This is a genomic window from Ureibacillus chungkukjangi (genome assembly GCF_003217295.1).
Classification (GTDB): domain Bacteria; phylum Bacillota; class Bacilli; order Bacillales_A; family Planococcaceae; genus Ureibacillus; species Ureibacillus chungkukjangi.
The window spans coordinates 90,551-104,716 of the sequence record NZ_QJTJ01000001.1 but is presented as its reverse complement, the minus strand read 5'-3'; the positions used below and the strand labels follow the sequence as shown (position 1 = coordinate 104,716).

The 14,166-nt window shown below is 37.6% G+C and carries 10 protein-coding genes and 1 other annotated feature; all 10 genes read left to right on the top strand.

The genetic code is table 11. From position 1 onward, the window contains the following. Positions 1-43: 43 nt before the first annotated feature. The 10 genes from lon to BJ095_RS00475 all read left to right on the top strand — a co-directional run bounded on the left by lon (position 44) and on the right by BJ095_RS00475 (position 14,053). Positions 44-2,362 (top strand): endopeptidase La, encoded by a 2,319-nt coding sequence (lon, locus tag BJ095_RS00520; protein WP_107934631.1) that lies wholly within the window; start codon positions 44-46, stop codon positions 2,360-2,362. Between the two features lie 3 nt (positions 2,363-2,365). Continuing rightward, positions 2,366-2,947, top strand: coding sequence for a ribosome biogenesis GTP-binding protein YihA/YsxC (gene yihA, locus BJ095_RS00515; protein ID WP_107934630.1), 582 nt, complete (start codon positions 2,366-2,368; stop codon positions 2,945-2,947). A gap of 268 nt (positions 2,948-3,215) precedes the next feature. Further along, complete coding sequence (hemA, locus tag BJ095_RS00510; RefSeq protein WP_107934629.1) at positions 3,216-4,577, top strand: glutamyl-tRNA reductase; 1,362 nt, start codon at positions 3,216-3,218, stop codon at positions 4,575-4,577. 329 nt (positions 4,578-4,906) lie between these two features. Then, positions 4,907-5,734 carry a cytochrome C assembly family protein gene (locus BJ095_RS00505; RefSeq protein WP_107934628.1) on the top strand — a complete coding sequence of 276 codons (828 nt, stop codon included), beginning with the start codon at positions 4,907-4,909 and terminating at the stop codon, positions 5,732-5,734. Between the two features lie 121 nt (positions 5,735-5,855). Continuing rightward, entirely contained in the window at positions 5,856-6,785 is a 930-nt protein-coding gene (gene hemC, locus BJ095_RS00500) for a hydroxymethylbilane synthase (RefSeq protein ID WP_107934627.1), read from the top strand. Continuing rightward, positions 6,778-7,545 (top strand): uroporphyrinogen-III synthase, encoded by a 768-nt coding sequence (locus BJ095_RS00495; RefSeq protein ID WP_107934626.1) that lies wholly within the window; start codon positions 6,778-6,780, stop codon positions 7,543-7,545. Before hemC ends, BJ095_RS00495 begins: the two co-directional genes overlap by 8 nt. Further along, complete coding sequence (gene hemB / locus BJ095_RS00490; protein WP_107934625.1) at positions 7,532-8,512, top strand: porphobilinogen synthase; 981 nt, start codon at positions 7,532-7,534, stop codon at positions 8,510-8,512. Before BJ095_RS00495 ends, hemB begins: the two co-directional genes overlap by 14 nt. A 2-nt stretch (positions 8,513-8,514) precedes the next feature. Then, on the top strand, positions 8,515-9,801 hold the full coding sequence (gene hemL / locus BJ095_RS00485; RefSeq protein ID WP_107934624.1) for a glutamate-1-semialdehyde 2,1-aminomutase: 1,287 nt from the start codon (positions 8,515-8,517) through the stop codon (positions 9,799-9,801). Positions 9,802-9,942: 141 nt separating this feature from the next. Continuing rightward, the gene (locus BJ095_RS00480; protein ID WP_107934623.1) at positions 9,943-10,887 is read left to right on the top strand and encodes a hypothetical protein; all 945 of its coding nucleotides are present in this window, start codon (positions 9,943-9,945) and stop codon (positions 10,885-10,887) included. A gap of 166 nt (positions 10,888-11,053) precedes the next feature. Beyond that, positions 11,054-11,310, top strand: a binding site (T-box leader). A gap of 91 nt (positions 11,311-11,401) precedes the next feature. Next, positions 11,402-14,053 (top strand): valine--tRNA ligase, encoded by a 2,652-nt coding sequence (locus BJ095_RS00475; protein ID WP_107934622.1) that lies wholly within the window; start codon positions 11,402-11,404, stop codon positions 14,051-14,053. The last annotated feature ends 113 nt before the right edge of the window (positions 14,054-14,166 follow it).

The window sequence follows — 14,166 nt, the reverse complement described above, 5'->3', positions numbered from 1 at the left end:
AAGCGGGTTGTTTCGGAAAACGTGGATGGAGGTGAATACCCGCATGAGTAAAACAATCGAAAGTATACCACTCTTACCTTTACGTGGTTTATTAGTTTACCCTTCAATGGTTTTACATATCGATGTAGGGAGAGCAAGATCTGTAGCGGCTTTAGAGCATGCAATGTTAAATGACAATCAAATTTTCTTGGCAACACAACAAGATTTACGTGTTGAACAACCAAAGGAAGATGAGCTTTATTCAATTGGAACTTTAGTTAATGTAAAACAAATGTTGAAGCTTCCAAATGGTACACTTCGCATTTTAGTGGAGGGTATTAGTCGTGCAAAGATGACTAACTATCAGGAAGAGAAAGACTTTACGACAGTTGATTTAGAAGTGCATGAGGATGAAAAGGAAAAGGATCCTGAAATTGAGGCTTTAATGCGCACTCTTGTGAGCTATTTTGAAAAGTACGCTAAATCCTCAAATAAGATTACGACTGAAACGATTGATTCTATCACAGATATCGAAGAGCCAGGACGTCTAGCAGATATTGTGGCTTCTCATTTACCTTTCAAAGTTGCAGAAAAACAAGAGGTTCTGGGCATATTTAATGTCAAAAAGCGTCTTGATCATTTAATTATTCGCCTGCATGATGAGCAAGAAGTATTAAATCTTGAGAAAAAGATTAATTCTAAAGTGAAGCAAGCGATGGAACGAACGCAAAAAGAATATTATTTGCGTGAACAAATGAAAGCAATTCAAGCTGAGCTTGGTGATAGAGAGGGTAAAACTGGTGAAGTAGCAGAGCTGCGTAAGCGTGTTGAAAATGCTGGTATGCCTGAATCAACTCAAAAGGTTGCTATAAAAGAATTAGATCGTTATGAAAAGCTTCCTGCAGCTAGTGCAGAAAGTGGCGTTATTCGAAATTATATCGAGTGGCTAGTAACAATTCCGTGGAAAGAAAGTACAGAAGATCGCCTTGATATTCAGCATGCTGAAGAAATTTTAGATCGTGACCATGATGGTTTAGAAAAAGTAAAAGAGCGTATTTTAGAGTACTTATCTGTTCGTCAGCTGATGAACTCTGTGCGTGGACCAATTTTATGTTTAGCAGGACCTCCAGGGGTTGGTAAAACTTCTTTAGCAAGATCGGTTGCAGAAAGCTTAAACCGTAACTTTGTCCGTGCTTCACTTGGTGGGGTTCGAGATGAATCTGAAATCCGAGGACACCGTCGAACTTATGTTGGCGCGATGCCAGGTCGAATCATTCAAGGTATGAAAAAAGCAGGAACAGTGAATCCAGTCTTTTTACTTGATGAAATTGATAAGATGTCAAATGATTTCAGAGGCGACCCATCCGCAGCTATGCTAGAAGTACTCGATCCAGAGCAAAACGGTACATTTAGTGATCATTACATCGAAGAGCCATATGATTTATCACAGGTCATGTTCATCGCAACTGCAAATGATTTAAGTACTATCCCTGGACCATTACTAGATCGTATGGAAGTTATTTCGATTGCTGGATATACTGAAATTGAAAAAACGATGATTACAAAAAACCATTTAATTCCAAAACAGATTGGTGAAAATGGTTTGAAAAAGAATCAGTTAGTTATTAAAGATGAAGCAATTATTGATTTGATTCGTTACTATACACGTGAAGCAGGTGTACGTAATCTTCAAAGACAAATTGCGGCGTTGTGTCGTAAGGCTGCTAAAATAATCGTGTCAGGTGAGAAAAAACGTGTAACCGTAAATTCTAAGGTTTTAGAAGAAATGCTTGGTAAACACAGATATCACTATGGTCAAGCAGAAGAGGAAAACCAAGTTGGTGTATCTACGGGGCTAGCTTATACAACTGTTGGTGGAGATACACTTCAAATTGAAGTTTCCCTAACACCTGGTAAGGGTAAGTTAATTTTAACAGGTAAACTTGGGGACGTTATGAAGGAATCAGCTCAAACAGCGCTATCCTATGTACGTTCACTTTCCGAAAAACTGCAAATTGATAACGATTATTTTGATCAGAATGATATTCATATTCATGTTCCAGAAGGTGCGGTACCAAAGGATGGTCCTTCTGCAGGGATTACAATGGCAACAGCTTTAGTTTCAGCTATTTCTAACAAACCGATCAAACGTGAAGTTGGTATGACAGGTGAGATTACCTTGCGTGGCCGTGTTCTTCCTATTGGTGGACTAAAAGAAAAATCATTAGGTGCTCACCGTGCAGGGTTAACAACAATCATTATTCCAAAGGATAATGAAAAAGATATTGATGATATTCCAGAGAGTATTCGTGAGCAACTTACGTTTAAGCCTGTATCATCTGCAGAAGAAGTGCTGAATATAGCACTTGTTGGAGGTTTTTAAACAATGAAAGTCCATAATGTAGAAATGGTCATCAGTGCCGTAAAGCCAGAACAGTATCCAGAGGATGGACTTCCTGAATTTGCATTAGCTGGTCGATCAAACGTTGGTAAATCATCATTTATCAACAAAATGATTGGAAGAAAAGCATTAGCTCGTATTTCATCAAAACCGGGTAAAACTCAGACCCTAAACTTTTATAGAATCGAAGAGCAACTGTTCTTTGTAGACGTACCTGGTTATGGCTACGCAAAAGTTTCGAAAACTGAGCGTGAAGCATGGGGAAAAATGATTGAAAGATATATAACAGCGCGTAGTGTATTGCGTGCTGTTGTATTAATCATTGATTTACGTCATCCGCCTACTAATGATGATATAATGATGTATGATTTCTTAAAGTATTACAACATCCCTGCGATTATTATAGCTACTAAAGCTGATAAAATTAAAAAAGGGAAATGGGATCAGCATAAGAAAGTCGTTAGAGATGCGTTAGAAATGGACAAGAATGATCCATTAATTGTTTTCTCTTCAGAAACAGGACTTGGATTTGAAGAAGCTTGGCAAGAAATTGAAAAACGAATGTAAGTAATGCCTACATACTTTAATGCACTAGTGAAATTTCGCTAGTGCATTTTGTCTAATTTCGTCCTTTTATGCTAATAGAATATTCGCAATAGTTCTTTATAAGGCATCATTATTGAAACCCCATATAATATTTGGTACACTTACTTTAGAATAATTCTAATTTAAAATGATAAATAATTTCATAGCATGTTCACAAAATGAGTGTGGATAACGCTTTCTTTATGTTAGAATAGAATTTATGAAATAGATCGTGTGAGGTGTAAAGTTCATGCATACACTTGTAGTAGGCTTGAATTATAGAACTGCGCCAGTCGAAATTCGTGAGAAATTGTCGTTTATTGAGAGTGAACTACCGAATGCGATGGCTGCATTGAAAAAAGAAAAAAGCATATTAGAAGACGTAATTGTTTCAACTTGTAACCGAACTGAAATATATGCAGTTGTAGACCAATTGCATACAGGTCGTTATTATATTAAACAATTTTTAGCTAAATGGTTCGATATTTCTGTTGAGCAATTTGATGAGCATCTTTACATCCGTGAAGATGACGATTCACTGCATCATCTTTTCCGCGTTACGTCTGGAATCGACTCAATGGTATTAGGGGAGACGCAAATTCTTGGACAAGTGAAGAAAAGCTTTTTAGATGCACAAGAAGTAGGTACAACAGGTACTATTTATAATCAGCTATTTAAACAAGCTGTTACATTTGCAAAACGTGCACATAACGAAACAACGATAAATGAAAATGCAGTTTCTGTTTCTTATGCAGCTGTTGAGCTTGCAAAGAAGATTTTTGGATCATTAAAAAATAAGCATGTAGCTATTTTAGGCGCTGGAAAAATGGGCGAGCTAGCAATTCAAAATCTTTATGGCAACGGTGTAGGTAAGGTTACAGTTGTTAATCGAACTTTTGAGAAAGCAGAAAAGCTTGCATCTAAATTTAATGGTGATGCAAAATCGATGCAAGAGTTGCAATGTATGCTATTAGAAGCTGATATTTTAATTAGCTCTACTGGTGCTACTGACTATGTGATTGACTTTGAACTAATGCAATTTGTTGAACGTTTACGTAAAGGAAAACCATTATTTATGGTAGATATTGCTGTGCCACGTGATATTGATCCACGTATTAGCGATTTACCAAATGTTTTCTTATATGATATTGATGACTTACAGGGTATTGTAGAAGCAAATTTAGCAGAACGTGAACAAGCAGCAAAAGAAATCACTGATATGATTGGACAAGAGGTTCTTCAATTTAAGGATTGGTTTGCTACTCTTGGTGTTGTTCCTGTCATTTCTGCATTACGTAAAAAGGCGAATCGTATTCAAGAGGAAACGATGTCAAGTATTGAAAATAAATTGCCGGATTTAACTGAACGTGAAATCAAAATTTTAAATAAGCATACAAAATCCATCATTAATCAATTATTGAAGGATCCGATTTTACAGGCGAAGGAATTGGCAAATTCTCCTAAGGCAAATCAACAGCTTCAGCTATTCCAACAAATTTTTGGGATCGAAGAAGATGTAGTAGAAGAAGTGAACGCACAACAACTAAAAGACAAAGCGTTTATCGATAATTCACAGAACAAGTCTGTTTTAGATGGGAAATTGTCATTCTAATTTTATTCAACCTAGACGTTAGATTTGTTCTTAAAATCACAAATTTTTGTACAAGTCTCAAGTAAATTAACACTAACCAAATAAGAATAGTGTCAATTTAGTCAAGGCGTAATAATGATTATGAAATTGAGGCGTTTTCGTATCTGTATGTTAAAATTAGATACGAGGACGCCTATTTTTACAAAAATTTCATGCTTGCTACAAATTTAGACTTTAAAGTTCAGGACCATGTAGCTTGCAGAGGGATTTTATACATATGTATTACGCAAAAATTGTAAAAATGGTATTAGACTTCATAAAAGTTGTAAAAGATGAAGAAGGGTAGCGAAATGACACAATTAGCAATGGCTAGGCTTTATGAAATAATGGTTGTCTTATATGCAATTGGTATCGTTTTTTATTTCATTGATTTTTTCTATAAGCGTGTAAAAATTCGTCGATTTGGGTTTTGGTTAATCTCGATAGTTTGGGTATTACAAACAATATTCTTTTTACTGTATATTGTTGAAACAAAAAGATTTCCGATTCTTTCGTTAACAGAAGGAATTTATTTTTATGCTTGGTTACTTGTGACGCTTTCAATACTTTTACATTGTATAGCCCGTGTAGATTTACCTGTGTTTTTTATAAATGTACTAGGGTTTATTTTTGTCACAATCCATTTATTTGCTCCAACTCAAGTAGAAAATCCGCTAGTGAAATCACTTGAATCAGAGATGTTGTTCATTCATATTTCCTTTGCGATTCTTGCCTATGCAGCATTTTCACTTTCATTTGTTTTCTCTGTTTTATATTTGATTTTATATAGATTATTAAAACAGAAGAAATATACAAAATTATGGTCAAGACTGCCAGATTTGCATCAAACAAGTAGGTGGATGCTTTATTCGATTTTAGTCGGGGTGCCGATTATTTTTATAAGTCTGCTTTTAGGACTTGAATGGGCGTTTTTAAAACTTGATGCATTATCTATTTTTGATGTGAAAATTTTAGGTTCATTTGTTATTACGATTATCTATTTATTAATATTAGTGCTTCACCATAGTGGAAGGTTAACAGGGTTGAATTTCGCTTGGGCACAAATTTACACATTCTTGCTTGTAGTAATTAATTTCTTTTTAGGCAGTAAATTATCAAATTTTCATATTTGGTATTAACATAAAGGGTAAATATTGGGGTGAATCCTCCATTAGGTGCCAAAGAATTTAAATGTAACGCATGCTTGCGACATTAATATTTCCTTAGTCGCATTTGAAATAGAAAGGTAGGCTCATCATTATGAGAAAAATTATAGTAGGTTCTAGAAGAAGTAAGTTAGCTCTAACACAAACAAACTGGTTTATTAACGAGCTAAAAAATGCTGGAGTTCCTTTTGAATTTGAGGTTAAGGAAATTGTGACAAAGGGAGATCGAATCCTGGATGTTCAATTGTCTAAAGTTGGTGGTAAAGGCTTATTTGTAAAAGAAATCGAACAAGCTCTATATGACAAAGAAATTGATTTTGCGGTTCATTCTATGAAGGATATGCCAGCAGTTTTACCAGAAGGCTTAGTAATTGGTTGTATTCCTCCTCGTGAAGACGCAAGAGATGCATTTATCTCTAATGGACATGTTAAATTTGCTGACCTTCCAAAGGGAGCTATCGTTGGGACAAGCTCATTACGTCGTGGCGCACAGCTACTGCAAGAAAGACCAGACCTAGAAATCAAATGGATTCGCGGTAACGTAGAAACGCGTTTAGCTAAATTAGAAAACGAAGGCTTTGATGCAATAATCCTAGCAGCTGCTGGACTAAAGCGTCTTGGCTGGAGTGATGACGTAGTAACGGAATATTTAGATACAGATATTTGTTTACCAGCTGTGGCACAAGGGACATTAGGCATTGAATGCCGTGCGGATGACCAAGAGCTTTTAGCTGAATTAGCAAAATTAACGGACAAAATCACTTGGGACGAAGCACATACAGAAAGAGCATTTTTAGCTGCTATGGATGGCGGCTGTCAAGTGCCGATTGCAGGATATGCAACTACTGAAGGTAATTCAATTACTTTCACAGGATTAGTTGCGGCACCTGACTCGTCTGTTATTTTTAAAGAGACATTAACAGGAACAAACCCTGAGGTACTAGGTAAAGAAGTAGCAAAAATTTTAACTGAGCAAGGAGCCTATGATTTAATTCAAAAAGTAAAGGCTGAGTTAGATGCATAAGCCACTTAGTGGAAAAACAGTCGTTGTGACAGGGTCTTCTAAAACAACGGCTGTCCTTTTTGAAATTGCGGAATTAGGTGGGGAAGCAGTATTTTTTCCGCTTATAGCAACAAAGGAATTAAATAGTCCGGATGATAAGCTGAAATTAGAGAAAACGCAAAATTTTGATTGGCTGATTTTTACTAGTCAAAATGCTGTAGAGGCTTTTTGTGCAAAATTAAAGCGTCATCAGTTGAATCCTTCAGATTTTAATGGGAAAATTGCTGCAGTCGGCTCTAAAACGGCACAGTTACTGAAGGAAAATCATTTTGAGGTAAGCTTTACACCAACTGTCTTTAGTGCAGATGTATTTGTCAATGAGTTTCCTCGAGTAGCAGGGGACCATCCGAGCTGTCTATTTTTAAGAGGTAGTAAGGCTAAGGATACATTACGGACAGGACTGCCGTTTAAATTACTTGAATGGACAGTCTATGATACACAGGATAATTTGACTTCAATCTTACCGTTTATTCAGCTTATCAAATCTGGGAAGCAACCTATTATTATTTTTGCTAGTCCTTCAGCAGTAGATATGTTTGCAAAGCATATTGCTCCAGAGGTTGGATGGGGAAATGCTGTATATGCAAGCATTGGGCATATTACAGCTGCTCGTCTCGAGCATTATGGAGCTCAAGTTACATATAAACCGACTGATTATACAATGGTAGCGGTTATAGAAGAAATACGAAAGAGAGAGGAAATTAGACATGACAGAACTTAATTTTAGAAGACATCGACGTCTCCGTTCATCCCAAGCAATGCGTTCAATGGTGAAAGAAACTTATTTACACAAAGAAGACTTAATCTATCCGATTTTTGTGATGGAAGGTGAAAACGTTAAGAACCCGGTAAGCTCGATGCCTGGTGTTTTCCAATTTTCTTTAGATACATTAAACGCAGAAGTAGATGAAGTAGTAGAGTTAGGGATTCCAGCAGTGATTCTATTTGGCTTACCTGCTGAAAAAGATGCTGTAGGTACAGGAGCTTTCCATGATCACGGTATCGTTCAAGAAGCAACTCGACAAATTAAAGAACGTCATCCTGAGCTAATTGTAATCGCTGATACTTGCTTATGTGAATTCACTGACCATGGGCATTGTGGAGTAGTTGAAGGCGAGAAAATTTTAAACGATGCTTCTCTTGATGTATTAGGTCGTACAGCTGTATCTCAAGCAAAAGCAGGGGCAGATATTATTGCGCCATCTAACATGATGGATGGGTTTGTAGCAGCAATTCGTGTTGCTTTAGACGAAGCTGGCTTTGAAGATGTACCGATTATGTCATATGCAGTTAAATATGCCTCAGCTTATTACGGACCATTCCGTGAAGCGGCTGATGGTGCTCCTCAGTTTGGAGACCGCAAAACATATCAAATGGATCCAGCAAATCGTTTAGAAGCTTTCCGTGAGGCAGAGTCTGATATTGAAGAAGGTGCAGATTTCTTGATTATTAAACCTGCTCTATCTTATTTAGATATCATTCGTGATGTGCGAAATAACTATACTTTACCAATCGTTGCTTATAATGTATCAGGTGAGTATGCAATGATTAAAGCAGCGGCACAAAATGGCTGGATTGAAGAAAAACCAGTTGTAATGGAAACTTTACTTGGAATGAAGCGTGCAGGAGCAGACATGATTTTAACATATCATGCAAAAGATGTTGCTCGCTGGTTGGAGGGTAAATAATTATGTCATATGAAAAATCAATTCAAGCTTTCTCTGAAGCTGTAGATTTAATGCCTGGTGGAGTAAATAGTCCAGTTCGTGCATTTAAATCAGTAAATACAGATCCAATTTTCATGGAGTCTGGTAAAGGAGCCATCATTAAAGATATCGATGGCAATGAATATATCGACTACGTATTAAGCTGGGGGCCACTAATTTTAGGTCATACACATCCAGAAGTAGTAGCTGCAATTCAAGAACAGGTTGCAAAGGGTGCTTCATTTGGTGCTCCAACTCTATTAGAAAATAAATTAGCTCAAATCGTAATCGACCGTGTTCCATCTGTTGAAATGGTGCGTTTTGTTTCTTCAGGTACGGAAGCTACTATGGCAGCGTTACGTCTTGCACGTGGGTTTACTGGAAGAGACATCATCCTAAAATTTGAGGGCTCTTACCATGGTCATGGAGATTCATTACTGATTAAAGCTGGTTCAGGTGTTGCGACACTTGGATTACCAGATAGCCCTGGGGTACCTGCTGATATCGCTAAAAATACTTTAACTGTTGCTTATAATGATATAGAAGCAGTTCAAGTTGTATTTGAAAAGTTTGGCCAACAAATTGCTGGTGTAATTGTTGAACCTGTAGCTGGTAATATGGGGGTTGTTCCACCTAAACCAGGTTTCTTAGAAGGATTGCGTAAAGTAACTGAAGAAAATGGGGCACTTTTAATTTTTGACGAAGTAATGACTGGCTTCCGTGTAGATTACAATTGTGCACAAGGTTACTTTGGCGTTAACCCTGATTTAACATGCTTAGGTAAAGTAGTAGGTGGCGGCCTTCCTGTAGGTGCTTTTGCTGGTAAACGTGAAATTATGGAGCATATCGCACCAGCTGGTTCAGTTTATCAAGCAGGTACGTTATCTGGTAACCCGCTAGCTATGACTGCTGGAATTGAAACCTTATCACGTTTAACGCCTGAGTCTTATGAGCATTTCAAAAAGCTTGGAGATCAATTAGAGGCAGGTATTCGTGAGGCTGCAACGAAGTACAATATTCCGCATACCGTGAACCGTGCTGGATCAATGATTGGCCTATTCTTAACGAATGAAGAGGTAGTAGATTTTGAATCTGCGAAAACTTCGGATTTAGCGATGTTTGCTGAATACTTCAAGTTAATGGCTGAAGAAGGAATTTACTTACCGCCTTCACAATTTGAAGGGTTATTTATCTCAACAGCTCATACTGAAGAGCATATTGCTAAAACAGTACAAGCCTTCCATAACGTATTTGCTAAGCTAGCAAAATAAAATATTTAAACTCAAGAGCCCCCTTTTTCTTAAATGAAAGAGGGGGCTCTTATTTCTATGACATTCTTAAAGTGATATTTCATATGTGCTTTAGCATACTTAAAATCTTCTAGCATATGGTAGTTACGGGAGGGATGCGAGATGCAAAAATTTAATTGGGATATGATGACGCAATTTGTTTTTCCAGAGCAGCTAGGTGTTGTTGAAGAAGTGGTTTCTGTAGATATTAAACCAATTTGGCAGCAAATTGACACGGAAGACTCTGTACGATTAGTTGGTATCTATCATATTGCTGCGATTGCTCGTTTTAATCCAGCTGAAATTCCGGATTCTTGCGATGGGACGTTAATCGAGGAGCTAGAATTTGAAGGTAATAATGGTTATTTTGAATATGCTTTACCTTTGGAGGTAGATTTACCTCGCGATAAGGTTGCTTTTGAGTGCACACCACAGGTTTGTGTTAATGATGTTTCCTCTTTTGTTTATGATGGTTCAAATTGTACGTTTAAATGGGATGTCGATTGTCAATTTGACGAATCTGTAGAAGGTGGACTATTTCAATTTGACCAACAGGCTCCTATTGATCTTCAACAAGTTCCATTACCAGAAAAGCCAGTAATTCAAGAGGTTGCACCAATCACTGAAGTAATACCGGAGCCTCCAGTGTTTGAACAGCCTGAAGTGCCTTTAATTGAAGTTGCGCCTTCCTATGAAGATTTTCTACCTAAAGAACAATCACCGATTACGGAAGAAATTCGCTTTGGTGGAGCTGATGGAATTTTCCCTGAAGAAGCATCAGTAGCTGATGGACAACCACCAGCTGGAGCGATTGACAATATTGAAGTGCCAAAGGCTGATGAAAGTCCGAGCTTGAAGGTTAAGCCAAGTGTTGAAGTAAGTGATGGTTCGGTTATAGAAGATATTGATAAGAAAAAAATTGAAGAACCACAAGCAGAGAATGATGAAAAGGAAAAGGTTGTAGAGGCTAAAAACCAATATTTCCCGACAGATGCGGATGATTTTTATAATGACCTTTCAGAGTCATATACTTTACTAAATGTTTCTAATAAAGCTTATCGTGAATAACTATCTGAACTCAAAAACAATGCTTGTTTTTAAAAAAATTTCTTCCTTTTATTAAAATTGTTGTCACTTGAAAACTGTTGGTGGTATATTATACATTAAGAACAGTCATACTTCGTTTATAAGAACCCTATATAGGGAGACATAAGGGAAGTACAAGTGAATAATGTGAGATGCGTTGAAAAGGAAGAGTAAAATGTTCTTGCTTGCTATAGAGAGGAAACGGTAGCTGAAAAGTTTCTGCTAGCAATCATTTGAAGGTAGCCTTGGAGCAGCTTTTGTGAAATAGTAGTAGCAAAATGCCGGGTAAAACCCGTTAGCTAATTGAGAGCCGAGCCTGGTGGAAAATCGTTTTTAATCTATATGAATGAAACTAACTCGGAACTAAAGGTGGTACCGCGAATTCAAAACTCCTTCGTCCTTTTATTAGGGCGAAAGGAGTTTTTTTATTTGGTAAGAAATTTCCCCTAAAAATGAGCTGTTATTACATTAATAAAATTTATAAGGAGGAGTCAATATGACAGAACAACAAAACTTATCGATGCCAACAAAATATGATCCACAAAGTATTGAAACTGGACGTTATGAATGGTGGTTACAAGGCAAATTTTTCGAAGCACAACCAGAAAGCGGGAAGCAGCCATATTCCATCGTAATTCCGCCTCCAAACGTTACAGGTAAATTACACTTAGGCCATGCTTGGGATACGACTTTACAAGATATCTTAATTCGCATGAAGCGCATGCAGGGGTATGACGCTCTTTGGTTACCAGGTATGGACCATGCCGGGATTGCTACACAAGCAAAGGTAGAAGAAAAACTACGAGCAGATGGTATTACGAGATATGATCTTGGCCGTGAAAAATTCCTTGAAAAAACATGGGAATGGAAGGAAGAGTATGCAAGCCATATCCGTTCACAATGGGCAAAGCTTGGTTTAGCATTAGACTATTCACGTGAGCGCTTTACTTTAGACGAGGGCTTATCTGATGCGGTTAAGGAAGTATTCGTTAAATTATATGAAAAAGCTTTAATTTACCGTGGAGAACGCATTATTAACTGGGATCCAGCAGCAAAAACAGCGTTGTCTGACATTGAAGTAATTCATAAAGAAGTAGAAGGTGCCTTCTATCATATGGAATATCCATTAGCAGATGGTTCTGGTAAATTACGTGTAGCAACAACTCGCCCTGAGACAATGTTAGGGGATTCTGGCGTAGCTGTACACCCAGAAGACGAACGCTATAAGCATTTAATCGGCAAAACAGTAATTCTTCCAATCGTTGGTCGTGAAATTCCAATTGTTGCTGATACTTATGTTGATATGGAATTTGGAACTGGCGTTGTGAAAATGACACCAGCACATGATCCGAACGACTTTGAGGTTGGTAACCGCCATAATCTAGAACGTATTCTTGTTATGAACGAAGACGGAACGATGAATGAGCTTGCTGGTAAATACTCAGGCATGGACCGCTTCGAATGTCGTAAACAAATTGTTGCCGATTTACAGGAAGCAGGCGTTTTAGTTGAGATTGAGCCTCATGTTCACCAAGTTGGTCACTCAGAGCGTTCTGGCGCTGTAGTAGAGCCATATCTTTCAGCCCAATGGTTTGTTAAAATGGGACCACTTGCAGAAGAAGCGTTAAATATGCAAAAACAAGAAGACGAAAAAGTAAACTTCGTACCAAATCGTTTCGAAAATACGTATAACCGTTGGATGGAAAATATCCATGACTGGTGTATTTCTCGCCAGCTATGGTGGGGTCACCAAATTCCGGCTTGGTATCATAACGAAACTGGTGAAATCTATGTAGGGAAAGACGCACCAACAGACGTAAGCAATTGGACACAAGATGAAGACGTATTAGATACTTGGTTCTCTTCTGCATTATGGCCGTTTTCAACAATGGGCTGGCCTGATCTTGAAAATGAAGAATTCAAACGCTACTATCCAACAAGCACATTGGTAACAGGCTATGATATTATCTTCTTCTGGGTATCTCGCATGATTTTCCAAGGAAAAGAGTTCACAGGTGAACGTCCATTTAAAGATGTATTAATTCATGGTTTAGTACGTGATGGTGAAGGACGTAAAATGAGTAAATCTCTTGGGAATGGTGTTGACCCAATGGATGTAATCGACCAATATGGTGCAGATGCACTGCGCTACTTCTTAGCAACAGGCTCATCACCTGGTCAAGATTTACGTTATACAACTGAAAAAGTTGAATCTGTTTGGAACTTTGCCAACAAAATCTGGAATGCATCACGTTTTGCCCTTATGAACATGGAAGGTATGACTTATGAAGAAATCGATTTAACTGGTGATTTAAATGTTGCTGATAAATGGATTCTAACACGTTTAAATGAAACAATTGAACGTGTAACAGCTCTATCTGATAAGTATGAGTTTGGAGAAGTTGGGCGTGAGCTTTATAACTTTATCTGGGATGATTTCTGTTCTTGGTATATTGAAATGGCGAAGCTTCCACTTTACGGTGAAGATGAGGCTGCTAAGAAAACTACTCGCTCTGTATTAGCATATGTTTTAGATAACACAATGCGACTTCTACACCCAATGATGCCGTTCATTACAGAAGAAATTTGGCAGCACCTACCTCATGAAGGAGACTCTATTACAGTTGCTGCATGGCCAACAGTTAAAGAAGAATTCAACTTTGCACAGGATGCAGAAAGCATGAAGCTTCTTACTGAAATCATTCGTTCGGTACGTAACATCCGTGCAGAAGTTAATACGCCAATGAGCAAAAAAGTACCATTAACAATTTCAGCAAATGATGAAACAATTGCTAGCATCCTTGAAACAAACAAAGCATATATTGAAAAATTCTGTAACCCTGAAACGCTATCTATCGGTGTAGCTATGGAAGCACCAGCTCAATCGATGACTGCTGTTGTAACAGGAGCAGAAATTTACTTACCGCTTGCAGGCTTAATTAATCTAGAGGAAGAAATTTCTCGTCTAGAAAAAGAGCTTGAAAAATGGGCTAAAGAAGTGAAGCTTGTAAATGGAAAGCTAAATAACGAAAAGTTTGTATCTAAAGCACCTGAGAGTTTAGTTGCAAAAGAACGTGAAAAACTAGCTGAGTACCAGGAAAAACACGAAGCGGTTGAAAAACGCTTAGCAGAGCTTAAAAGAATGTAATCAATCAGTGATTTTATTGACTGTAGCTACCTTGAAATTTCAAGGATAGCTGCAGTCTTTTTTCATATACATTCGCAATTTTGATATTTTACAAATGGAGTTGAGTATGCGAA

What these genes read in the sequence shown, in the direction of transcription:
- lon (WP_107934631.1), top strand. Translation starts at nt 44, where the DNA reads ATGAGTAAAACAATCGAAAGTATACCACTCTTACCTTTACGTGGTTTA.
- yihA (WP_107934630.1), top strand. Translation starts at nt 2,366, where the DNA reads ATGAAAGTCCATAATGTAGAAATGGTCATCAGTGCCGTAAAGCCAGAA.
- hemA (WP_107934629.1), top strand. Translation starts at nt 3,216, where the DNA reads ATGCATACACTTGTAGTAGGCTTGAATTATAGAACTGCGCCAGTCGAA.
- BJ095_RS00505 (WP_107934628.1), top strand. Translation starts at nt 4,907, where the DNA reads ATGACACAATTAGCAATGGCTAGGCTTTATGAAATAATGGTTGTCTTA.
- hemC (WP_107934627.1), top strand. Translation starts at nt 5,856, where the DNA reads ATGAGAAAAATTATAGTAGGTTCTAGAAGAAGTAAGTTAGCTCTAACA.
- BJ095_RS00495 (WP_107934626.1), top strand. Translation starts at nt 6,778, where the DNA reads ATGCATAAGCCACTTAGTGGAAAAACAGTCGTTGTGACAGGGTCTTCT.
- hemB (WP_107934625.1), top strand. Translation starts at nt 7,532, where the DNA reads ATGACAGAACTTAATTTTAGAAGACATCGACGTCTCCGTTCATCCCAA.
- hemL (WP_107934624.1), top strand. Translation starts at nt 8,515, where the DNA reads ATGTCATATGAAAAATCAATTCAAGCTTTCTCTGAAGCTGTAGATTTA.
- BJ095_RS00480 (WP_107934623.1), top strand. Translation starts at nt 9,943, where the DNA reads ATGCAAAAATTTAATTGGGATATGATGACGCAATTTGTTTTTCCAGAG.
- BJ095_RS00475 (WP_107934622.1), top strand. Translation starts at nt 11,402, where the DNA reads ATGACAGAACAACAAAACTTATCGATGCCAACAAAATATGATCCACAA.